19 protein-coding genes and 1 other RNA gene are annotated in these 23,549 nt (G+C 50.1%); 12 read left to right on the forward strand and 8 right to left on the reverse strand.

The features are described 5' to 3' along the window. Nucleotides 1–48 precede the first annotated feature (48 nt). The 5 genes from UNDKW_RS13995 to UNDKW_RS14015 all read right to left on the reverse strand — a co-directional run bounded on the left by UNDKW_RS13995 (nucleotide 49) and on the right by UNDKW_RS14015 (nucleotide 6,027). Nucleotides 49–462, reverse strand: coding sequence for a group II truncated hemoglobin (locus tag UNDKW_RS13995; RefSeq protein ID WP_162059185.1), 414 nt, complete (start codon nucleotides 460–462; stop codon nucleotides 49–51). Between the two features lie 34 nt (nucleotides 463–496). Further along, entirely contained in the window at nucleotides 497–1,129 is a 633-nt protein-coding gene (gene yfcF / locus UNDKW_RS14000; protein WP_162059186.1) for a glutathione transferase, read from the reverse strand. 37 nt (nucleotides 1,130–1,166) lie between these two features. Next, nucleotides 1,167–3,665, reverse strand: coding sequence for an ABC transporter permease (locus tag UNDKW_RS14005; RefSeq protein WP_162059187.1), 2,499 nt, complete (start codon nucleotides 3,663–3,665; stop codon nucleotides 1,167–1,169). A gap of 115 nt (nucleotides 3,666–3,780) precedes the next feature. Next, nucleotides 3,781–5,034 carry a cystathionine gamma-synthase family protein gene (locus tag UNDKW_RS14010; RefSeq protein WP_162059188.1) on the reverse strand — a complete coding sequence of 418 codons (1,254 nt, stop codon included), beginning with the start codon at nucleotides 5,032–5,034 and terminating at the stop codon, nucleotides 3,781–3,783. A gap of 99 nt (nucleotides 5,035–5,133) precedes the next feature. Continuing rightward, the gene (locus UNDKW_RS14015; RefSeq protein ID WP_162059189.1) at nucleotides 5,134–6,027 is read right to left on the reverse strand and encodes an alpha/beta fold hydrolase; all 894 of its coding nucleotides are present in this window, start codon (nucleotides 6,025–6,027) and stop codon (nucleotides 5,134–5,136) included. A gap of 145 nt (nucleotides 6,028–6,172) precedes the next feature. Between UNDKW_RS14015 and UNDKW_RS14020 the strand changes: the two genes are divergently transcribed. After that, nucleotides 6,173–7,897: an acyl-CoA synthetase gene (locus UNDKW_RS14020; RefSeq protein ID WP_162059190.1), complete on the forward strand. Its 1,725-nt coding sequence runs from the start codon at nucleotides 6,173–6,175 to the stop codon at nucleotides 7,895–7,897. A 19-nt stretch (nucleotides 7,898–7,916) separates the two neighbouring features. Here the strand turns inward: UNDKW_RS14020 and UNDKW_RS14025 are convergent, their stop codons facing one another. Next, a complete protein-coding gene (locus UNDKW_RS14025; RefSeq protein ID WP_162059191.1) occupies nucleotides 7,917–8,471 on the reverse strand; it encodes a flagella assembly protein FlgT middle domain-containing protein in 555 nt (184 codons plus the stop codon). 208 nt (nucleotides 8,472–8,679) lie between these two features. On the opposite strand from UNDKW_RS14025, the gene UNDKW_RS14030 reads away from it, so the two are divergent. Further along, complete coding sequence (locus UNDKW_RS14030; RefSeq protein WP_162059192.1) at nucleotides 8,680–9,213, forward strand: GNAT family N-acetyltransferase; 534 nt, start codon at nucleotides 8,680–8,682, stop codon at nucleotides 9,211–9,213. Nucleotides 9,214–9,320: 107 nt separating this feature from the next. Beyond that, nucleotides 9,321–9,941: a GIN domain-containing protein gene (locus UNDKW_RS14035; protein ID WP_162059193.1), complete on the forward strand. Its 621-nt coding sequence runs from the start codon at nucleotides 9,321–9,323 to the stop codon at nucleotides 9,939–9,941. Here the strand turns inward: UNDKW_RS14035 and UNDKW_RS14040 are convergent. Further along, nucleotides 9,938–10,744, reverse strand: coding sequence for a ferritin-like domain-containing protein (locus tag UNDKW_RS14040; RefSeq protein WP_162059194.1), 807 nt, complete (start codon nucleotides 10,742–10,744; stop codon nucleotides 9,938–9,940). The genes UNDKW_RS14035 and UNDKW_RS14040 overlap by 4 nt on opposite strands. Nucleotides 10,745–10,841: 97 nt before the next feature. Here UNDKW_RS14040 and UNDKW_RS14045 point away from each other — a divergent pair, with 97 nt between their 5' ends. The 7 genes from UNDKW_RS14045 (at nucleotide 10,842) to UNDKW_RS14075 (ending at nucleotide 18,491) form a co-directional block, all read left to right on the forward strand. Then, nucleotides 10,842–11,366: a gamma carbonic anhydrase family protein gene (locus UNDKW_RS14045; protein WP_162059195.1), complete on the forward strand. Its 525-nt coding sequence runs from the start codon at nucleotides 10,842–10,844 to the stop codon at nucleotides 11,364–11,366. Between the two features lie 13 nt (nucleotides 11,367–11,379). Then, nucleotides 11,380–12,306, forward strand: a complete 927-nt coding sequence (gene hslO / locus UNDKW_RS14050) for an Hsp33 family molecular chaperone HslO (protein ID WP_162059196.1) — start codon at nucleotides 11,380–11,382, stop codon at nucleotides 12,304–12,306. 168 nt (nucleotides 12,307–12,474) lie between these two features. Beyond that, complete coding sequence (locus UNDKW_RS14055; RefSeq protein WP_162059197.1) at nucleotides 12,475–12,909, forward strand: DoxX family protein; 435 nt, start codon at nucleotides 12,475–12,477, stop codon at nucleotides 12,907–12,909. An 86-nt stretch (nucleotides 12,910–12,995) separates the two neighbouring features. After that, nucleotides 12,996–14,063: a MerR family transcriptional regulator gene (locus tag UNDKW_RS14060; protein WP_162059198.1), complete on the forward strand. Its 1,068-nt coding sequence runs from the start codon at nucleotides 12,996–12,998 to the stop codon at nucleotides 14,061–14,063. Further along, the gene (locus tag UNDKW_RS14065) at nucleotides 14,060–15,373 is read left to right on the forward strand and encodes an MFS transporter (RefSeq protein ID WP_162059199.1); all 1,314 of its coding nucleotides are present in this window, start codon (nucleotides 14,060–14,062) and stop codon (nucleotides 15,371–15,373) included. Before UNDKW_RS14060 ends, UNDKW_RS14065 begins: the two co-directional genes overlap by 4 nt. Nucleotides 15,374–15,652: 279 nt before the next feature. Continuing rightward, a complete protein-coding gene (locus UNDKW_RS14070) occupies nucleotides 15,653–16,135 on the forward strand; it encodes a cache domain-containing protein (RefSeq protein ID WP_162059200.1) in 483 nt (160 codons plus the stop codon). A gap of 82 nt (nucleotides 16,136–16,217) precedes the next feature. After that, complete coding sequence (locus UNDKW_RS14075) at nucleotides 16,218–18,491, forward strand: ATP-binding protein (RefSeq protein WP_162059201.1); 2,274 nt, start codon at nucleotides 16,218–16,220, stop codon at nucleotides 18,489–18,491. 65 nt (nucleotides 18,492–18,556) lie between these two features. Here UNDKW_RS14075 and ffs read toward each other — a convergent pair. After that, an RNA gene (ffs, locus tag UNDKW_RS14080) (signal recognition particle sRNA small type) lies at nucleotides 18,557–18,655 on the reverse strand. A gap of 250 nt (nucleotides 18,656–18,905) precedes the next feature. Here ffs and UNDKW_RS14085 point away from each other — a divergent pair. Both UNDKW_RS14085 and UNDKW_RS14090 read left to right on the forward strand, forming a co-directional pair. Continuing rightward, complete coding sequence (locus UNDKW_RS14085; protein ID WP_162059202.1) at nucleotides 18,906–19,814, forward strand: ABC transporter ATP-binding protein; 909 nt, start codon at nucleotides 18,906–18,908, stop codon at nucleotides 19,812–19,814. A gap of 9 nt (nucleotides 19,815–19,823) precedes the next feature. Next, complete coding sequence (locus tag UNDKW_RS14090) at nucleotides 19,824–23,393, forward strand: M1 family aminopeptidase (RefSeq protein ID WP_162059203.1); 3,570 nt, start codon at nucleotides 19,824–19,826, stop codon at nucleotides 23,391–23,393. Nucleotides 23,394–23,549: the final 156 nt, after the last annotated feature.

The following is a 23,549-nucleotide window of genomic DNA, read 5'->3' on the forward strand; positions in this document are numbered from 1 at the left end:
GAAAAATATTCAGGTGAAAAGGAATTTCAAATTGCGAAGCCTGGAAACTCAGCCAGGGCGGTTACGCATCCAGTCAGCGGTCTGGTAAAACGATTGCATCAAATGCTGCTGCAAATCTTCGCTTACGCCAACATCCTGCATAGCCCAGGCCATGCAGCGCAACCATTGATCTCGTTCGCTACTGGCGATGGCATACGGCAGATGGCGTGCACGCAGGCGTGGATGACCAAACTGCTCTATATAAAGGTTAGGACCGCCCATCCAGCCAGACAAGAACCAGAACAACTTGTCGCGTGATCCATCCATGGGCGTCGGATGTAGTGCACGTATGCCAGCAAATTCTGGCTCCAGTTCCATCAAGTCATAAAAGCGATCAACCAACTCACGCAGTTTTTCTGCACCACCCAGCAACTCATACAAATTGACCTGGGCCTCTTCATTATTTTCAACTTCAGTATTCATGTCATCGCTAATTTAAAACAGCTCTTAAAACCATTCAGAGTGCTGGTCTTGCCTGATTCACCCATAATTGCACTGCAGGTCTTTGCCATTGCTGAGCTGCGAACCTCGCCAACTTTTCAGGTACATGGTCGCCATGCAGGGCAAGACGATTAATCATCAAGGCGAGATCAAGATCAGCGACAGACCAGTCGCCAAAGAGGTTTTCAGCACTATCTGGTATCAATGATTCACCCACCAGGAATAATTGCGCCGCTGCTGCTTTGGCAGCGTCAGACAGAGGCTCCAGCTTCTTGCCATAGAAGATGACCTGGGTATTGCGCTCTACCCGTATAGGCATTAGGGCGCTGCGTATCCAGGCTTGCACCTGCCTTGCCCTGGCACGGGCGTGCGTGTCTTTGGGATAAACTGCGTGCTGTGGAAATACTTCTTCCAGATATTCAGTGATCGCTGAGGATTCAGACAAGGCGAAACCATTGTGCATCAGGGTAGGCACACGCTGCGTCAGGGACGTGGCGGCATAATCTGGCGCATGCTGGGCATCTGCTTCCAGATCTACTGTCAACAACTCAAAGTCCAGGCCTTTTTCATGCAGGGCGACGAATACCGACATCGCATACGGACTGGTAAATTGTGAATCCACATACAGTTTGATGTCTTGTTTCTGCAAGATATATCCTTTTAAATTAATTTGTAGTGCGTTGCTATCAAGCTTCACGCAGGCTTTGCAGAGGCGGTTGATTCAGGACATTGCGCAAACCCAGCCAGCCGCCTACCACGGCGCAAGTAGCACCAACAACCAAGCCTGCCAACCAGACCAGCGGCGAGAAAGTCCATTCAAAATTAAAACTGAAGCGTGCCAGTGCCCAGCCTATGGCGGACGCACCAGAAGCTGCCAATACGCCAGACAAGCCACCTATCAGCAAGAATTCTATCCACTGTGCCTGCGAGAGTTGCTTGCGGGTTGCGCCCAGTGCACGCAATAGTGCTGCTTCTCGCATGCGTACATCCTGCGAGCCCGCCAGCGCTGCGTATAACACCAGCACACCAGAAGCAAGCGTGAACAGGAACAGGAATTCAACAGCCGTAATCACCTGATCCAGCACATCCTGCATTTGCTTGATCATGGCGCCAACATCCACCACGGTCAGGTTAGGGAAATCGCGCATGAAGCGATTGACGAAAGTTTTATCTGTTTCTGGCAAACGGAAAGCCGTGATCCAGGTTTGCGGCATATCCACCATGGCCTTGGGGTTGATGATGACAAAAAAGTTCACCCGCATCGAACCCCAGTCCAGCTTGCGCAGGCTGGTAATAGTCGAAGTCACTTGCTGGCCCGCGACATCAAAAGTCAACTTGTCACCCAGCTTGAGCTTCAGGGTTTTGGCTATACCCTCTTCCACTGAAGCCTCCGCCTCTGTGGCCTTGCTATCATCATACCAGCGGCCGGCAGTGATCTTGTTCAGAGCAGGCATATCTGTCATGGTCGATAAATTGAATTCGCGATCGACCATGCGCTTGGCCTGGTCTTCTGCATAAGTGTCGCCAGTGATCGGTTTATCATTCAAGGCGATCAGGCGACCACGTATCATGGGGTAAAGTTCAGGTTTGCCAAAAGCCTGCACTTGCCTGGCAATATCTGCCTTTTGATCTGGTTGTATATTGATGACAAACTGATTTGGTGCGTCTGCCGGGGTAGCTTTTTTCCATGCAGTGACGAGGTCACCACGCACCACAGTCAATAATAACAAGGCCATTAAACCCAAGGCCAGCGAGACGACTTGTACGATAGTCGCACCCGGCCGCCTTTGCAAAGCAGTAATGGCAAAACGCCAGGCAGAATGCGCAAACAGAGTACGCATACGCTTGAGAGCGAACATGCCCAACCATGCCACCAGTGCGAACACCAGCAAACCAAGCAGAAAACCTGCCGCCGTCATCAGGCCCAGCTTGATGTCAGCTGTTTGCCACAGCAACAAGGCCACGAACATGCCCAGGCCGCAGGCATACGTCACCAGTGTCATGGCCTTGGGCGCATCTTGCTCGCGGCGTATGACGCGGTTATGCGGCACATTACGCAATTGCAAAATCGGTGGCAAGGCAAAACCTACCAGCAGCAATAAACCTGTGGCAATGCCCTGCACGGCAGGCAAGAAATTCGCTTCAGGCAAATCCTTGGCGACCAGTTTGCCAAGCCATTCGAGCAAGACATAATGGCCTGCATAACCCAGCAACACACCAGCGATACTGCCCAGCAAACCCAGGATCAGGAATTCAATCAGATACATGGACATGACCTGGTTTTGTGTCAAACCCAGGCAACGCAACATGGCGCAGGCATCCAGATGACGCAGCATGAAACGGCGCGCTGCCATAGCGATGGCAACTGCGGCCAGCATGGCTGACAACAGACTCACCAGCGACAGGAACTGATCTGCCCTGTCCAGCGTAGCACGCATTTCTGGCCGGCCAGCCTCCAGCGATTCCAGGCGTACACCTTTGAGTTTTTCGCTATTGATTTTTTCTTGCAACTCTTTTTGATAGGCAGCGATCAACTTGGTGTCACCCGCCATGAGCAAACGATAAGTCACGCGCGAACCGTTTTGTATCAATTTACTCGCAGGAATATCCGTCAGCGATATCATGGCGCGTGGCGCAAAACTCATGAAACCTGCACCACGGTCGGGTTCCGTACCTATAGTCTGGGTCACCGTCAATTGCAGCTCACCCAGCTTGATTTTTTGGCCTACATTCAAATTCAGGGCTGACAGCAAGGCCGGATCTACCCACACTGTGCCTGATTGAGGGACGACATCGGTAGCAACTTCGGTTTCACCCTTGTTCAGCTTCAACTTGCCACGTAAAGGGTAATCTGCACTCACGGCTTTTAACGAGACCAGGCGAGATATCGCTTCATCACCCTCGCCTGCCAAAGCCATGCTGGGGAAGACCAGAGTTTCTGCCGTCCTGAAACCGCGCTTTTCCGCTTCTTGTCGCCACTCTGGCTTGATAGGCTGATCAGCCGCGACCAGCAAGTCAGCACCTAGTAACTGATGGGCATCGCGGTTGAGGCCGCTGCGCATTCTGTCGGTAAAAAAACCGACCGAGGCAAGGGAGGCTACCGCGATCATCAAGGCAATCAGTAAAAAGCGCAGCTCACCAGCACGCCAGTCACGCATCGTCATACTGAGAGAGAGTTTGAACATAATTACCTTGCCAATACAGAAATTAAAATCGAATACACGCCAAATGCAGCACTATCCGACGCCTCAGACAGAGGTGCTGCAAAAATGGCTTTAGTTCAAAGTTCGCCTAGCTTTTTTACTCAGCTACCAAGGCATTCGCAAAATCAGCCAGCAAATCCTGGGTATCTTCTATGCCGACAGAAACGCGTATCAAAGAGTCAGCTATCCCCATCTCAGCACGACGTTCTGCCCCCATCTCAAAGAAAATGGTGTGTGCAACCGGAATAACAAGGGTGCGGGTATCACCAAGATGAGTTGCATTAATCGCCAGCTTCAGGCGGTTCAGGTAATCAAAGCAATCTATCTCGGGTTTTAACTCAAAACTGAACAAGGCACCATAGGCTTCAAACAACTCAGTCGCCAGGGCATGCTGTGGATGGTCTGGCAGGCCAGGATAATGCACTGCCGCTACACGCGGGTCGGCAGCCAGCATTTTTGCCAGAGCCAGGGCGTTCGCACATTCCCTGTCCATGCGCAGAGCGATGGTTTCTGCACCTACGGCAACTTGATGTGCTGCTTCTGGCGACAGCGAGGCACCAAAATCACGCAAAGCCTTGGCCCTGATTTGTGCCAGACCCTGCATCTTTGCGGGCTGCTTACGGAAGTTGGCGGCAATATTTGGAAATGCGCTCCAGTCAAACAAACCGGTATCCGTCAAGGCACCACCCAGTACATTGCCATGTCCGGCGATAGACTTGGTCAACGAATTGATCACGAGACCTGCATGTACAGCCTTGGGCTGGAACAGATAAGGCGAAGTCATGGTGTTATCGACTACAAACAGGATGCCTTGTTCACGGCAGAGTTCACCTATTTTTTTCAAATCAGCGATTTGCGTACGTGGATTGGCGATGGTCTCGACAAACACCATGCGGGTTGCGGGCGTAAGTGCTGCTGCAACATGGTTTACATCAGTGGCATCCACCAAAGAAACATCAACGCCCTGACCAGCAACGGTTTGCCACAGGCTGTTGGTATTGCCAAACAAGAATGAGGATGACACGACATGGTCACCCTGGCGCAACAATGCCTGGAACACCGCACCTATGGCAGCCATGCCGGTGGCAAACGCAATAGTCGCCAGCCCGCCTTCCATCTTGCTGATTTTTTCTTCCAGCGCAGAGACCGTAGGATTGCCCTGGCGACCATAGCGGTAGCCAGATTGTTTATTCTGGAACACAGCTGCCAGATCACGCGCATCGCGGTAACCATACATGACTGAGGTATGGATGGGCTTATGAACAGAGCCGTGCTCTATTTCTTTTTGTCTGTCGCTGTGCAGAATGGTGGTGGTGAAACCGTATTTGGGTGATTGAGTTGTCGTGCTCATGGTGCCGGAAATATGAATAGAAAATAAAAAGCGAGTTCTGGGAGTTTAACCCAGAACTCGCTTTTTCATTCTTGTACAGAGGTAAGCTGAGCAGCTAAATCAATCTTTCAGCAAGAAAGCCTCTATCAATTCTGCCAATTTCTCTGGCTGATCATGATGCAGCATGTGCCCGGCATCGAAAATCATCTCTTTTTGTAGCTGCGGTATATGCTCCAGGCGCCTGTCTATTTCTACACGTGCTTCTTCTTTTGGCCCCATCCAGTGCCAGACATTGGTGTCATCTGCCTCCATCCACAATACTGGTGCAGTGATTTTTTGCCAGCAAGCCATGACCTCTTCCACTCTGTACAAGAGCGGGCTGGTTTGTTTGTGGGCAGGGTCACCCAAAATCTCCCAGCAGCCGGGACTGGTTTCCTTGGCCCAATGGGCAGAAAGAAATGCTGCCCTTACGTCCGACAGACGAGGGTTGGTTTTTTGCAAACGGGCGACGACTTCTGCCTGCGAAGCATAAGTGCGCAGGCCAGCCTGGTTTTCCAGCTCATCCAGCCATTTCCTGTAACGGCCCGGAGCCTGCTTGGGATGTGTCACTGGCATGCCAAAGCCTTCAAGATTAATAAACTTGCGCACGCGCTCTGGCCGCACACCTGCATACAGGCCAGCGACATTCGCGCCCATGCTATGGCCCAGCAGGTTCACGGGTTCATCCGGCGAGATATGCCTCAACAGTGCATCAAGGTCACCCAGATAATCCGGGAACCAGTACGTATCTACCTTCGGTGACTCAGTCAATCCAAAGCCGCGCCAGTCAGGTGCAATCACTTGCCAGTCTTGTTTCAGGCAATCGACGACAAACTGGAAAGACGCAGACACGTCCATCCAGCCATGCAACATGATGATCTTGGGCGCATCTTCCCGCCCCCAACTGCGCACATGGTATTGCAGACCACGGATATCAAGAAAGGACGTACGTGAAGGCTTGAATAGAGTATTCATAAGAATTTAATATTTTTCATCTGGAAATACGGGCAAACGCCAGCCTGTACAGCGCATTATCAAGTAGCATGATACTAATGCCCCAGGGCACTTACAGCATAAGCATACAATAGCACGACCGTTCGATTATTATAACGGAGGCAGGATGAAGCAGTTGAACAAACTCAAAGACAACACTAAAAACGATACAAAAGCTGATCAAGTTACCCATGTTGATCATTATGATCAGCTTTATCACGAATTCAGGTGGGATGTACCCAGTAATTTCAATATCGCAGAAGCCTGTTGTCACCGCTGGGCAGTAAAGCACAAGCATGCAAAGAAAACTGCCATCCTCTATGAAGACAGCGAAGGCAATAGCCGCCGCCTGACTTATCAGCAACTACACGAACAAGCCAACCAGCTTGCCAATCTGTTGTTGCAGGAAGGCATACAACGCGGTGATGTGATCGCCTGCATCTTGCCGCAAAGGCCAGAAACCGCCATCACCATCATGGCTTGCCTGCAAATTGGTGCCATCGTCATGCCCCTGTCTTTCCTGTTTGGGCCAGAGGCGCTGGAATACCGGCTGCAGCACAGCCAGTCCATCGCCATTGTCCTGGATAGCAGTGGGATAAAGGCATTTGAGGAAATACGCAGCCGCTGTCCCGACCTGAAAACCGTCATTACCGTAGATTGCGATACCAATGACGACATGCCACCCTGCATAGACTGGGAAACCCATGTACCCAACATGCCTGTCAATGCACACATTGCTGACACCCGTTCCAGCGATCCTGCCATCCTGATTTACACCAGCGGCACTACTGGTGCGCCCAAAGGTGCGCTGCTACCGCATTCTGCCATTATCGGTAATCTGACTGGCTTTGTGGCTTCGCAAAACTGGTTCCCGAAAGATGAAGATGTCTTCTGGTCACCGGCTGACTGGGCCTGGACTGGTGGCTTGATGGATGCATTATTGCCCACCCTGTATTTTGGCAAACCCATCGTTGGCTACCAGGGGCGTTTTACTGCAGAGACTGCTTATTATTTGCTGGAAAAATATCAGGTCACAAATACCTTCCTGTTCCCCACTGCCTTGAAGATGATGATGAAGGCAGAGCCCAAGCCCAGGAAGAAATACAAGCTCGTCCTGCGCGCCATCATGACTGCGGGTGAAGCCGTCGGTGACGCAGTCTTCAACTGGTGTGAAAGAGCGCTGCACATCACACCAAATGAAATGTTTGGCCAGACTGAAATGAACTACATCGTTGGCAATAGCCATCAATTGTGGCCAGCCAAACCTGGCAGTATGGGGCGACCTTACCCCGGACACAGGGTAGCTGTCATTGATGACGACGGCAATGAAGTGACGGACGGTGAAACAGGTGAAGTTGCCATGAGCCGCTATGATGCCTATGGCCATCTTGACCCTGTGTTCTTCATGGGTTACTGGAAAAACGACACGGCAACCCGCAATAAATTCACTGGTGACTGGTGCAGGACTGGCGACCTGGCTACGCGAGATGCCGATGGCTACCTGTGGTATCAGGGCCGCGCAGATGATATGTTCAAGGCGGCAGGTTATCGCATAGGCCCATCAGAAATCGAGAATTGCCTGGTCAAACACGCAGCAGTGGCAAATGTGGCTGTCGTGCCTAAGCCCGACAAAGAACGGGGTAACCTGGTCAAGGCTTATGTGGTGTTAAGCCAGGGTTTTCAGGGAGATGATGCACTGATCAAGGAATTGCAAGCCCATGTGCGCGGCAAACTCGCCCCCTACGAATATCCAAAGGAGATAGAATTTATCGACGCCTTGCCTATGACTACGACCGGTAAAATACAGCGACGCATATTACGGCTGCGTGAAGAAGAGCGTGCAGAAAAATAGGGTTGCCAAGAATCAGTGATCAGTGCTGCGCCATCACCGTGGCGCTGACCAGACTCGCAACCTGGTCCAGCATGTCGCTGATGGTCTTGCCATACAGGGTGCTATTGAAGGCTGCACCATCGAAGACATGCTCACGGCCTATACTCACATTACCCGCAACGGCATTTGAGAATTCCTGCTGAGCCAGCAGTTGGCCAGTACTTGCGTCATAGATGCGCACATCCAGTTCTATGGCACGGGTTCTTTTTTGCGTCAGACCAAACAGGTTGGTATCTATCTTGGTACCGGCATTGCGTATTTCACCTGATACGATGTAACGGCTGGCATAAGTGCGCCCCAGTTGCTGCAAAAGATTCACTGGCGGCACATCCTGCTGCCAGTCAAACGACAATAAATCAGGCGAGGTGCGTACCTGCACTTGTCGTTCACGCATGAGTCTGCGGGCAATCGCCTTGGGGAAACCCTGTGAAGCATCATCAATATCGAGTACCTGCACAGGCTTGTTAACCGCAAAGCCTGTCAATACCAGGGCCTTATTGGACGGCAAATTAGGCGGCAAACCGGGATCGGTCATTTGTGCGATGGAGTGCGCAGAAAAGAATACGCCGAGTAAAATTAACGCAATCCGGTTTACCATTGATCTGATTGATCTGATTGATCTTATGAGTGCTGTCATGACATTCTTCAATGCAAGTGGTTTATCTTGATTACGACAGTAACAGCAACAACTTTAAGCATCCATTACAATCCTTCATTCATCAACCAGCTTTGACATCATATCCATGAGTTCATCTCTGATCATTACACTCGTCAAATCCGACGATGCCGCTGCCGTACTCGCATTTGAACAGGAAAACCGCGACCATTTTGAAGAATGGATAGCCAGCCGTGGCAATGACTTTTATTGTCTGCCAGAAGTGCGCTCCAGCCTGGAACAAGCACAATACCTGGCCAGCGCCAATCGTGAATATCACTACCTGGCATGGATAGAGAATGAAGTCGTTGGCCGCATCACCCTGCGTGGCGTTGAGCAAGATCAATACCATAAGGCTTTCCTGGGATACCGCTTCAGCAAACGGCACGGAGGCCATGGCTATGCGACAGCCGCAGTCAATGCCGTCGTCAAGCAGGCATTTGAAGAACTCAAATTGAACCGGATTGAGGCCACCGTCATCATTGACAACCTGCCATCCCAGGCCATCATGCGCAAATGCGGCTTCAGAGAGTATGGTCACTCGCATGCTTCGGTCTTTCGCAATGGTGTATGGCTGGATATGCTGCACTATGAAAAGCTGAACACGGTGCGCCCAGCCTGAATGACGGCTCATCCCCAGAATTTTGCAGTTCATCGCAAAGCGTGGGCAGGCAAGGACAAAATTGGCAATACTAGCACCAATGCAACACACCTACATTGGAGAAAACCATGCGCCACATCTTGTTGATAGCTGCCCTGCTGCTGAGTTCTACTGCTTTTGCCGATGAGCAAACCCGTAACCTGCCAACCTTCAAGTCCATCAAGACCCGCAGTGCCTTCAGCCTGGTGGTGGAAGTTGGCAAATCCCAGTCTGTACAAGTCAAGGGCAATGAAAGGTTTGTCAATAACGTCATTACTGAAGTCATTGGTGACGAACTGGTCATTTCTTATAAAGAAAAAAATTCCATCAAGGTCAGCGACAACTCCCAGGTCATCATCAGCATCCCCGAACTGAGCCGTTTCAAGATGGAAGGTGCGGGTAAAACCGTATTGAACAATCTTTCCGGCCCCCACTTTGCCTTGCATTACGAAGGAGCAGGCATGCTGGTAGCGAATGGCAAGGTCAAATCATTTATCCTGCGGGCCGAAGGCGTGGGCCTGGTAGAAACCAAGGACCTGATTGCCGAACAAGTAGATGCGCATATAGAAGGCATAGGCTCGGTATCCGTCAATGCACGCGACAGCCTGAATGCATCCGTACAAGGCATAGGCAGCCTGATTTATTACGGCCGCCCACGTAATGTCAGCAAATCTGTGGAAGGTATAGGCTCGGTACGTGCCGGAGATTAAATATTTGCCGCTGCCTGCAGGGCACGAAGCTCATCCTCATCAAACCCTGCTGCCCTCCTGCCTTCCAGGTTAAAGGGCCCCCGCACTGGCGGGGCCTTGTATTTACGGGCCATCTCGGCATAAGTCGAAATAATATCCAGCCCTTGTTCAGCGCAGAGTTTCTTGTACCAGAAATTCCCTATGGCAACATGACCAATTTCATCGTGCAGGATAATGGCCAGTATATCGGCAGCAGCCTGGTCACCTGCCTGCGCAAGCTTGGCCATGACGGCTGGCGTTGCATCCAGGCCGCGTGCCTCCAGCGTACGTGGCACCAGGGCGAGACGGGCCAACAGGTCACTCTTGGTTTTCTCTGCCATTTCCCAGAGGCTGTTATGGGCAGTGAAATCGCCGTAGGCAAACCCCTGGGTATGTAAATGTCCATCCAGTAATTGGAAGTGATAAGCCTCCTCCTTCAGCACTTTCAACCAGTCCAGATAAAACTGCGTTGGCATACCGGCAAAACGCCAAATGATATCCGCAGCCAGGTTGACTGCATTCAGTTCTATGTGCGCCAGCGCATGGATGAGTACTGCCCTGCCCTCTACTGTATTCATGGCACGACGACCTACTTTACCTGGTGGCACCAGTTCGGGCTTGCTCAAGCGCCCGGGTATGCCCGTCGGTTCCACAAAAACCTTGGCAACATCCAGCAAAGGCTCCTTGAGAATTGCGTGGATAACCTCACATTTACGTTGAGGATCAGACTCAAGCAAAGCCGTCAGGGCATCACCCCTTAATTCATTAATAAGTTTATCGTTCATATCGATGCGAAGTCGGGCAAGCAAGCCCGCTGAGGTTTACAATACGGGCTTTAGCCAATATTGCGCCAACAATAAAGCGCCATTTTACGGAAAAATCATGCCCATTTACCAATTCGGTGACCTCAGCCCTGAAATTGATGCATCCGCCTATATTGCCGACAGTGCCAACATCATAGGCAAAGTCAAAATAGAAGCCAATGCCAGCATCTGGTTTGACGTCACCATCCGCGGCGACAATGAATTGATTACCATCAGCGAAAATAGCAATGTACAGGAAGGCAGCATTTTACATACTGATCCTGGCTATCCCATGGTGATAGGCAAAAATGTGACTGTCGGCCATCAGGCCATGCTACATGGCTGCACTGTTGGTGATGGCTCATTGATAGGCATACAGGCGGTAGTGCTGAATGGTGCAAAGATAGGCAAAAACTGTCTGATTGGTGCCGGTGCACTGGTCACGGAAGGCAAGGAATTCCCTGACAACTCCCTCATCATAGGCTCGCCCGCAAAAGTTGTCAGAACACTGGGCGAAGCCGATATTGCCAGTCTGCAGCGCAATGCCGACACTTACGTAAAACGTGGGCAAGCCTTTAAAACACAACTGAAACGCATAGACTGATTTAGCGATAACTATGACTGATACCTTACAAAAATTCATGTTCGAACATGCCGGTGTACGCGGCGAAATGGTCGAACTGACCCACTCCTGGCAACAAACCCTGGCACGCAAGACTTATCCGGCTGCGGTACAAACCATACTCGGTGAATTGATGGCGGCATCTGCCCTGCTTTCAGCCAACCTGAAGTTTGATGGCACCATGATCATGCAAATCCATGGCGATGGCCCGGTCAAATTGCTTGTGGTTGAATGCGATGGCGAACTGAAAATGCGTGCCACTGCCAAACTCGGTGAGCATGCCAATATCGCAGACGACGCCAGCCTGACTGACCTGATCCATTCCCATGGCAAAGGTCGTTTTGTGATTACGCTCGACCCGAACAATAAATTGCCAGGCCAGCAGGCTTACCAGGGCATCGTGCCGCTCGATGGTGACAGCATTGCAACTGTCATAGAAAACTATATGCAGCGTTCAGAACAGCTCGATACCAAGCTGTGGCTGGCGGCGGACGATCAGGTCGCACGTGGCATGCTGCTGCAAAAACTACCTAAAACCGGTGGTGCTGAAGCGCAGGTGGAAGACGAAACTGAAGCCTGGAACCACGCCGTCATGCTGGGTGACACTTTAAAACGCCCTGAATTGCTCAGCACAGGGATAGACATGCTCTTGCACCGCCTGTTCTGGGAAGAAACCATACGCGTATTCGATCCTCTGCATCCGCAGTTCCAGTGCAACTGCACCCGTGAAAAAGTCGGCGACATGCTCAGAATGCTGGGTGAAGAAGAAATCCAGTCTGCCATCGCTGATCTTGGCGCGCTGGATATCAATTGTGATTTCTGCGGCAAGCACTATGGTTTCGACAAAGTGGATTGCGCGCAGTTATTCGTTGCCAGCACGCTGACGGAAGGTACGCTGACCGCCCCTGAAATCAAGCATTAATTTCTATTGGTCTATTGATCCATTGGTCTGGTGACGGCGCGTCGCCAGACTATCTCCATCTCAAATCCAGCTTGAATTCATCACTCTGCATGAGTGTTTGATCACATAAGCCAATTTCCAATTTGATTATCTGCCATTGTCGATAGCTCATTACTCTGGAGACTTTCCATGATTCAACAATGGTATAAATTAAATCAAGCGAATCCAGCCAACCAGCACCGTGGTATGGATATTGTACGCATAGGTGTCGCACTGATTATTTTGATGCACCCACTGCATGGCTACACCCACCTGGCGAATATCCCCAAATTTGGCGAGTTCCTGGCTGAACTTGGCTATCCTTTTGGCACAGCCCTGGCATGGCTGGTCTTGCTGGTGCAAACTGCCAGCAGCCTGGCATTGCTGGCCAATCGGTTGGTCGTCCCTGCGTGCATCGGCCACATCATTGTTGTTTGCTTTGGATTGCTCCATGTTCACTCCCACTATGGCTGGTATGTTGTCGGCCCTGGTCAAGGTGGCATGGAATGGGGCTTTATCCTGCTGACCAGTTTGCTTGGCGTCATGTGGGCTTATTGGCCACAACAATACAAAAAAGACAAATAAATCGAGCAATAAAAATATTTTCAAAAAACCTTTGACCCTGACATTAGGTGAGGCTTTATAGTCTCCCTCATTGAAGGAGATCAGGTATGTTATTGAAAATCGGTGAACTGGCCAGCCGCACTGGCCTGACCATACGCACACTGCATCACTACGACAAAATTGGCTTGCTCAAGCCATCTGCGCGCTCAGAGGCAGGGTATCGCCTCTACGACAGATCAGATATTAAACGCCTGCATCACATACAAGCCCTGCGCCGCCTGGATTTATCGCTGGCAGAAGTGGGCGATGTCATCAACAGCGCTGGCAATGATTTGCACTTCGTCATAGACGAACAGATTTCTGGCCTGGATCAGCAAATAGCACAAAGCATGGAACTGCGTGACAGGCTGCAAGAATTGTCAGGCTTATTGAAAGCCGATGACGAACCCAATCTTGAATACTGGCTATCGACGCTGGAAATGATGAGCCTGATCGGCAAATATTTCAGCCGTGATGAGATTCTGGATATGCGCAAACTGGAATCACAAGCACAAAGCAAGATAGAAACGCATATGGCCCCTTACGTCAAGGCTGCCAGGCTTTTGCTGGATCAGAAAATATCGCCACTTGACCCAAAGGCCAAACAACTGGCCAAAGAATGGGTACTGGCCATGAGTCAAATCATGCCTGATCCCAGATTGCTCAGCAAATTCACGTTGATGCACCGGAAAGAGCCATCACTACAGTCTTTAAGCGGCGTCGATGATGAGATGATGGATTTCATCACCCGCGCATCAGTAGAATTCAGGTATGACATTTACAGAAAATACCTGAGCGAAGAAGAACTAAAGTATTTTCGCGCCTCATTTTTCAGAAATGCAGAATCGTGGACACGCATCTTTTCTGAAGTAAGGCAAAAAATGGCTCTAAACCTACCGCCTGACCATCCTGATGTGCAAGCCACTTTAATCAAATGGCGCGAGCTGTTCATGGATGCATGGGGCAATCATTTGCCCACGATGCTCAAAGTCAGAAGCATCCATGAAAAAGAACCGGAGCTAAGCATAGGCGGAGGGTTGACACTCAACATCATTGCCTACGCCCGTCAGGGGATGGCAATTTTGGAGAAAAACTCTCTTGAAAAGCAGCAAGGAAAAGTAAGGAAAACAACATGAACAATATAGATACGCATAAAACGGGCAACGCGCCTAAAGGCTTATTCAAGGACAGCAATTTCCTCTGGATGATAGGTGGTGGCGCCATCTCCATGCTGGGTGACCAGTTCACTTTGATTGCCCTGCCCTGGCTGGTGCTGAAGATGACTGGTGACACCCTGATACTCGGCATCGTGCTGGCACTGATCAGTGTGCCACGCGCATTATTGATATTACTAGGTGGAGCAGTGGTCGATCGCTACTCGCCCAAGACTGTGATGATGCAAACCAAATACATCAATACGCTGCTGCTGGGAATATTAAGTGCCCTGATTTTTTACGGCAAGCTGGAATTATGGATGGTCTATGCGCTGGCCCTGGGTTTGGGTATATCGACAGCCTTCAGCATACCTTCAGGTACATCGATGTTGCCGCGTGTCGTACAGCCATCGCAATTGCAGCCAGCAAATGGCATCATGCTGGGCATGCGTCAGTTGACCATGTTCATCGGCCCGGTACTGGCGGGCCTGTTGATCGCCCTGTTTGGTACGCAAGAAAGTGGCATGGTCCATGATGCGCAAGGCCTGGCAGCAGCATTTTTCTTTGACTGTTTTACCTATGCTTTTTCAGCCTGGACGTTGAGCAAGGTCAGGATGAATGAAGGCATGCCAAAATCACCTGGCGCAACACCTGCAGCACAAAAACCGGCACTGCTTAAGTCTCTCGCAGAAGGTTTGCGATATTGCTGGAATGAGAAACAACTGCGTAGCTGCTTTATCTATTGGGCGGCAATCGCTTTCTTTATCATGGGGCCGATACAGATTGCCCTACCGGTGATGGCAAACCAGCTCAGCAATAGTGCCAGCGCACTGGGCTTAATGGCAGGCTCACATGGTGCGGGCACCTTATTGGGAATGGCACTGGCAGGCATGAAGCCCAATCTGCGCTTTGGCAACCTTGGCCGCACTATCCTGCTGGTCGATTTTCTGGTCGGCATCCTGTTCGCACCCATGGGCCTGATCAGCGCAAGCTGGCAAGGGGCACTGATTTTGCTAAGCGTGGGCATACTCGGTGGTTTTCTGCATGTGGCAGTATTTACCTGGGTACAAAAACAGGTACCGCCATATATGATAGGTCGCGCCATGAGCATGTTCATGTTTATCTTCATGGGCATAGGGCCGGTCTCTGCTGCTTTTACAGGCTGGCTGCTGCGTGGCATCACGATTCCGCAATTGTTCATGGGCAGTGGCAGCTTGCTGATCCTGATCGTCATCACTGCAACACAGTTCAGCCCTATCGCCACCGTCACGGACAAAAGGGCTGCTGCATAGTACATCACCAACACCAGGCAGTCCGGCACTGGCGCGCATATCATCATGCGCGCCCGGCTGCTTCGCCGCTAGCAATATAGCAATCAAATCCCGCTCATGCATGACCCCTTATCCTGGTCTGCATGCACTTTCTGAAAAACAACGATTTCATTGTTAAATCGAGCTAATTTAAGCAACAATTAACTTTTATTTGACCTATGCTTGCCCGCTTTGACCCGATGATACAAAATCGGATACCAGTTATATCTCTTCAGATGCTGCCAGAACAGGGAGACCAGCATGAAAAGAATTTGCTACGCTTTGGTTTTGGGTTTACTTGTCAGCGTCCCACTTCAGGCGATAGCTGTAGAGAGAAGCACGGAAGCTGAAGCCCTGGCCCTGATACAAAAAGCCCAGGAATATATCAAGACTTACGGTGTAGAGAAGGCCGTTATCGAATTCAACCGGCTGGACAGCCCCTTCAACTCTGTCAGTGAAATCAATAAAAAAGGTGACCTTTACCTTTACACCCTGGACCAGAAGGGATATCAGTCTGTGCATGGCAAAAACCCCAAGATTGTTGGCAAAGTCATGCTCGACATGCGTGACCAGGATGGTGTTTTCCTGATCAGGGAAATGGTAGAGAAATGTTTCTCCAAAGGGAAAGGATGGGTGAATTATCGCTGGCCCAATCCTGTCACCAGGGATCTGGAAAAGAAAAAAGGCTATGTTGAAAGAGTTCCCGGACAGGATTTTTGCCTGGGGACAGGGGTATACTACTGAGGCACAAGACACCAATAGCTTGTCTGATGTTGCGGCGCCTGCGAAACAAACAAAGAATATTTATACAGAGACAAGGACAGATATGGCAGCACCGGCTGAACGACCCAGGTTTGCTGGTGTCATTTTCCTGTTGCTTGCAGGTTTGGCAATTGTTGCCATTATTTTGCAAACCTGGTGGGCCATCTCGCAAGACCGCAATGTCACATTCAAATCTGAATATGAAAATGGTCTGGTGACTGTCCGTTTGCTGGAAGAACATGCTACCCAGACCTTGCGCGAGGCAGATGGCAACCTGAGCACGGTCATCAGTGCCATACAATCCATGAGCCGCGAACAAGAGCTTAATGATGACATCATCCGCGAACTGATTACCAAGGCACAGCCCTTCAACAAGGTATTGAAAGCATTGCAGTACGTTAATCCTTCGGGCAAAGCTTTTGTCAGCACCATAGACTATCCAGCCTTTCAGGTTGACGCTGACGAGAGAACTTACATTCCCGTATTGCTGAAACATCCTGAAATCCGGCATGCCGTGATCGGCCATCCTTTTCAGCGTTTTTACGATACCGAACTTGTCGTTCCCATTGCCCGCAACCTGTTTGCAGACAATGGCAAGCATCTTGGCATTATCAGCACTGACATCAGTGTTTCCTATTTCAGCTCTGTGTATGCCAGGGTTGCCAAAGACAGCAAGGCGATGGTCTCTTTATTTACTGAAGATGGCACTGTCATTGTCCGCTTCCCGTTTGATAAAGAATATGTGGGTAAAGAAGTCCGGCAATCGCCACTGATCAAGGACATGCTCAGGCAGGCTGTTGAAGGTAATTTTATGGACAGCCAGTTTCTTGACGAAAAAAACCAAATAGAGCGCCTTTATACTTATCGCAAAATTGCTGGTTTCCCTATCGTTTCTGTGTTTGCACGTGACAGTGATTCCATTCTGGCTGCCTGGCGTGACCGCACCCGTGACCGCATCGTGTTTTCAGGGGCAACAATATTATTATTGAGCACGCTGACATTTTTACTATGGCTGCACATACGCCGCCTGCACCGCTCCGAAGATTCATTGAAAAAATCGGAGATGTCGCTGCGCATGAGCGAAAACAAATTCGTCAATTTATTCAAGTATTCCCCGGTCCCGCTCGCCCTGATCAGTCTCAGTAATGACAGGTTTGTAGAAATCAACGACAGCCTCGCCAGACAGGCTGGCTATAGCCTCAGCGAAATCCTCGGCAAAACGCCACAAGAATTGCAACTGTGGGAAGATATTTCCTTACGATCTACCTACCTGAAATTACTCAATGAACAGGGTTTTGTCGATCAATTTGAAATGCGCTTTCGCTACAAGGACGGCAGTGTAGCGACTTGTCTGTTGTCTTCACGCTTGCTGGAATCTGATGGCGACAGAATGGTCATTTTTACGCCCATTGATATCAGCCGCATGCGCGCCATGGAAAATGACATGCGCCAGTTGAATGCTGAACTTGAAGAACGCGTCAGGCAACGCACCTACAGCCTGGAAAAAACCAATGAAGAACTGGGAAATGCGCTCGACAGCCTGACTACCATGCAGGATGAGCTGATACGCTCTGAAAAAATGGCTGCCCTGGGCTCACTGGTGGCAGGCATAGCTCACGAGCTGAATACACCTATAGGCAATAGCGTTACCGTCGCCTCCACCATGCAAGACCATGCGGCCAGCATGGAGAGCGAATTATCCACCAGCCAGCCACGCCGCTCCATCCTCACACAATTGACGCAGGAAACCATCAAAGGTGCCAATATCCTGGTACGCAGTCTCGACCGTGCTGCACAGTTGATACTCAGCTTCAAGCAGGTTGCAGTAGATCAGTCCGGTAATCAAAGACGGCGTTTTGACCTGAGTATCACTCTGAGCGAAATCCTGACCACCCTGGAACCCATGTATAGCAGGAGCAAACATCAATTGCACATGGACCTGGCACCGGAAGTCACGATGGAAAGCTACCCAGGCGCACTGGCGCAAATTCTGACCAACTCTATCACGAACTCACTGACACACGCCTTTGAACACTGTGAGCATGGCAATATGTACCTGAAGACCCGCCTGGCCGGGGCCAATCAGGTAGAAATTATTTTCAGTGATGACGGTGCGGGTATTTCAGCAGAACATCTGGCGCGTGTATTTGATCCCTTCTTTACGACAAAACTCGGGAAAGGTGGCTCAGGCCTGGGTATGCACATCGTCTATAACCTGGTGACTGATGTGCTGGGAGGGAAAATCGAACTTCAAAGCGAGCCTGGCCAGGGAACAAGCTTGAACTTGTTGCTTCCATTGATTGCGCCTGTCAAGCAAACAGACCGATTTGCGGCATGAACAGCAAAAATCCATGAATGCAAAATTCATGGGGACGAAAATAAGATGGGGATATAAAACTGGAAGTTGGCGAGCCTGATCTGCGGCACTTGCGGGAAATGACTGTGGCTGCTTCGTTCCCGACCTGACCAGATTGGCCATGCCGCAATGCGCAGGGGCCCGCCAACTCATATTATATCGCATCAAGCGCAAACTTGCAGCACTCAGGTTCATTTTGACTTAAGCGGTCGAACCAGTGGGCAAACTCCCCTGCCCTGTTTCAATGATTAAATGATTCAAGCCGCAATTCTTCATTTCCATCCCCGGCTGGCCCCGTTTCATCGCATCCTTCCATTTGCCCATTCCATTTACATAAGATATCTGTGCCCGCGCCCGTTGCGCATGGATTAGTTCAATTACAACAAGGACAAAAGCATGGAACTTCGCATACAGCAGCTATCAAAACAATACAGTAATGGTGTCCAAGCACTTAATGATATCAACCTGACCATACCTGCTGGCATGTTTGGTTTACTAGGGCCAAACGGCGCAGGCAAATCAACCCTGATGCGCACATTGGCGACCTTGCAGGATGCCGATGCGGGTACTGCAATGCTGGACAATATCAATATACATGAACAAAAAGATCATATCCGCCGCCTGCTGGGTTACCTGCCGCAGGATTTCGGGCTTTACCCCAAGGTCAGCGCCTATGATTTGCTGGATCACTTCGCCGTCCTCAAGGGACTTGATCAGCGCAAGCAGCGTAAAGAGGCAGTCGAGGCCTTATTGCATCAAACCAATCTCTACAATGTCAGGAACAAGCACCTCGGCGGATTTTCTGGCGGCATGCGCCAGCGTTTTGGTATAGCCCAGGCCCTGCTTGGCGATCCTAAACTGATCATCGTCGATGAACCCACTGCAGGCCTGGATCCAGAAGAACGGGTACGTTTCCACAATTTGCTGGCTGACATAGGCACAGAAAAAATCGTCATCCTTTCTACCCACATCGTCGAAGACGTTGCAGACCTATGCAATAACATGGCTGTTATCAACAAGGGACGAGTCATACTGACCGGACAGCCACTTTCCCTGATAGCACAGATACAGGGAAAAATCTGGAAACGCTTTATAGAAAAAAGCGAACTCGCCGACTGCCAGAATAAATACCAACTGATCTCCAGCCGCCTGACCTCAGGCCGCACACTCATCCATGTGTATGCAGATGAAAAACCGGGCCATGAATTTGAAGCGGCTGCTGGCAACCTGGAAGATGTCTATTTCTCTGCGATGGCCGGTTTGCTGACGAGCCAAGCGACATCGCCAGTTCAACGCACAGCCTGAGGAGTCGTCATGTTAGCGATACTCATGTTCGAGCTGCGTCAGAAGTCGCGCAGTCTTTCTACTTATGTTTATTTTCTGGTTTTTTTCAGTCTGGCCCTGCTCTGGATGGCGGCTGCCGGCGGTGTATTTCCCGGTGTTTCCATAGGCTTTGGCGGCAAGGTCAATGTCAACGCACCGGTAGCAGTTTTTCAGAGCATCACCTTTCTTGGTTATCTGGGCATCAGCACAGTCGCGGCCTTGATGGGGCAGGCAACACATCAGGATATAGAACATCATACCTGGCATTTTTTCTATAGCGCCCCCATCAGTAAATTCCAATATCTTGCTGGCCGCTTTTCTGGTGCGCTACTGACTTCCATCATTATCTTTTCTGGTCTTGGCCTGGGCGCATGGCTGGGTTGCTATCTGCCGGGTCTGGAGGCCGTCAGGCTGGGGCCAGTGCAAGCCCTGTCTTATCTGATGCCTTATCTGTATGCGATATTGCCAAATTTTATTATTTTTGGTGGCATTTTCTTTACCCTGGGGGCACTGAGCCGCCGCATGATGCCGGTGTATGTATCCAGCGTGCTGTTGATTATTGGCTACCTGGTCGCCCGTTCATTGCGGGCTGATCTGGATAACAAGACCATGGCCGCCCTGCTTGATCCTTTTGGTTCCTCTGCCGTCAGCATGGTGACTGAATACTGGAGCATCGCCGACAAGAATACCCGCCAGATTACGCTGGATGGTGTATTCCTGATTAACCGTCTGATCTGGCTGGTTCTTGGCTTCGCCAGTCTGGCGCTATGCTACTGGCGCTTTCAATTCGCTACCGTCAATACGGCTGGCAAACAAAAGAAGGATCAGGCCACAGCTACCCTTGTCATTATCCAGCCGCAAAAAGTCACGCCGAATTTCGCCAACAGCCGCAACTGGAAACTGCTGTATGCCGAAAGCATGCTGAATTTGCGCGAGTCAGTCAAAAACGTGTATTTCATCGTCATGTTATTGGCGGGCGTCTTGTTCATGTTCGCAGTTTCCAGTTCCATCACCAAGATGTTTGGCACGCCCACTTATCCCGTGACTTATGCTGTGCTGGAAATCCTCAGTGGTAGCTTTGGAATATTCATGCTTGCCATTACCACTTTTTATGCTGGTGAACTGGTATGGCGCGAACGGGATGCACGTATTGCGCAATTGCTTGATGCACTGCCGATACCAAATTACCTGCCTTTCGCAGCAAAACTGATTGCACTGATCGTTTTGCAAGGCATTATGCTGTTTGTGCTGATGTTGTGCGGCATCCTGATACAGACGGTAAAGGGCTACACCAATTATGAGTTGACCCAGTATCTGCAACAATTGTTCCTGTTGCAGTGGCCGGACTATGCCTTACTGGCAGTACTTGCGATTTCCTTGCAAGCCATCGTCAATCACAAATACCTGGCTTACTTTTTGATCGTACTGTATTACGCAGCTACGATCGCCCTGCCTGCACTGGGTATCGAACATCCCATGTTCCGCTATGGAATCACTCCAGCCTTCACCTATTCTGACATGAATGGCTATGGTCATATGCTGGCCCTTTCACGCTGGTATCTGGCTTATTGGACAGGCGCCGCCCTGATACTAGTCAGCCTGTCACTAATGATGTGGGTACGCGGCACGACTACTGATTTCCGCCTGCGTTTGCGCTCTGCGAAACAGGCTTTAAAGGGCGGCAATGTGGTTTTGCTCGCGTCTGGCAGTTGCATCTTTGTGTTAACTGGCGCTGCGATCTTTTATTTCACTAACGTCCTCAATACTTACCAAAACCAGTTTGCACAACAGACTGACAATGCCCAGTATGAAAAACGCTATAAACAATATGCCAGCCAGGCACAGCCACGTATCAGTGACGTCAAACTGAACGTCGATCTTTATCCTCAAACCCGTAGCGCCCATATCAAAGGCAACTATCAATTGATCAACCGCAGCAAGCAGGCAATACAGGAAATATTTATCACGCAAAAAGAAGATATCAATATCATCAAGATGGGGTTTGATGTCGCCAGTGAAAAAAATATCGCCGATGGCAAGCTGGGGTTCCATAGCTACAAACTGAAAAAACCGCTGGCAGAGGGCGAGAAACTGACGCTCAATTTTGAACTCGACATCAAACCCAAAAACTTCCTGAGTATGAGCCAGGGCAGCTACCTTTATTACAATGGCAGCTTCTTCAACAGTACACTCGTGCCGCACATAGGCTATCAAGCTGCAATGGAGCTGAGGGAAGACAAAGCAAGGCGCGAGCAGGGCTTGCCTGAAAAAGAAAGAATGGCTGAAACCGATGATCCCAAGGCATTGGAAAACAGCTATATCGCCAATGACGCTGACTGGATCAACTTTGATGCGGTGGTTTCAACCTCGGCAGATCAGATGGCCGTTGCGCCTGGCACCTTAAAGCGCCAGTGGCAAGAACATGGGCGTAATTATTATCAATACGTGCCTGAACAGCCTATCTTGAATTTTTATGCTTTCCTGTCAGGTCGTTATGAAGTAAAAAAGGCGCAATGGCATGACATCCCTATAGAAATCGATTACCACAAAGGGCATGAATACAATCTGGACCGCATGGTAAAGGGCGTACAAAAATCGCTGGACTACTACACCCAGAATTTTGGCCCTTACCAGCATAAACTGGTCCGTATCATTGAGTTTCCCCGCTATGCGAGATTTGCCCAGGCTTTCCCTAACACCATACCGTTTTCAGAAAGCATAGGTTTCATTGCCCGAGTTGATGACAATAATCCCAAAGAAGTGGATTACCCCTTCTATGTGACCGCACATGAAGTCGCCCATCAATGGTGGGCACATCAGGTCATCTCGGGTAACAGCAAGGGTGGCACCGTGCTGGTAGAAACCCTGGCGCAGTATTCTGCATTGATGGTCATGAAGCATACCTATGGTGATGCAACCATGCGCCGCTTTCTGCAGTTTGAGCTGGACAGATATCTGCAGGGCCGCAGTCAGGAGAGGAAAAAAGAATTACCGCTGGCACGCAATGAAAATCAAGACTATATCCACTATGCCAAGGGCAGTCTGGCCATGTATTTGCTGCAAGACCAGATTGGTGAAGACAAAGTCAATCAGGCCCTGCGCCTGGTCATTGCACGCCATACCAACAACGGTGCGCCCTACCCTAGCAGCACGGCACTGACCACGGCATTGCGCGAGGTGACACCGGCTGAGCAGCAATATGTGATTGATGACCTGTTTGACTCTATCACCCTGTATGAAAACCGCGCCATTTCAGCCATTGCCCATACCTTGCCCGATGGTCAGTATGAAGTGACGCTCAAAGTCACCAGCAACAAACTCAAGGCAGATGAGCTGGGTGTGGAAAAAGAAGTTCCCTTGAAAGACTGGATGGATGTAGGCATAGATGATAAAGACGGCAAGCCTTTGCTGCGTCAGCGTCAGCTCATCAATCAAAAAGAAATGGTGTTCAAGCTCGTCGTCAAGGACTTGCCCGCCAAGGCAGGCATAGATCCGGATATTAAATATGTAGATCGCAAACCGGATGACAATCTGATCAAAGTAGAGTTAGTTAGCAAATAATTACCACGCATCTGCACGGGAAGGCGAGCCAGAGTTCGCCTTCCCGTGCGAGTGCGTGTGTATCACATGATTTCTTGCCGTCCGGAATAAAAGTAATAATTTAATAATTAAATATTGGATTTACGGTAAATATATTTTCAATTTTGCTTTTCAATT

The sequence above is a fragment of the Undibacterium sp. KW1 genome, from assembly GCF_009937955.1.
In the GTDB taxonomy this organism is placed as follows: Bacteria; Pseudomonadota; Gammaproteobacteria; order Burkholderiales; family Burkholderiaceae_D; genus Undibacterium.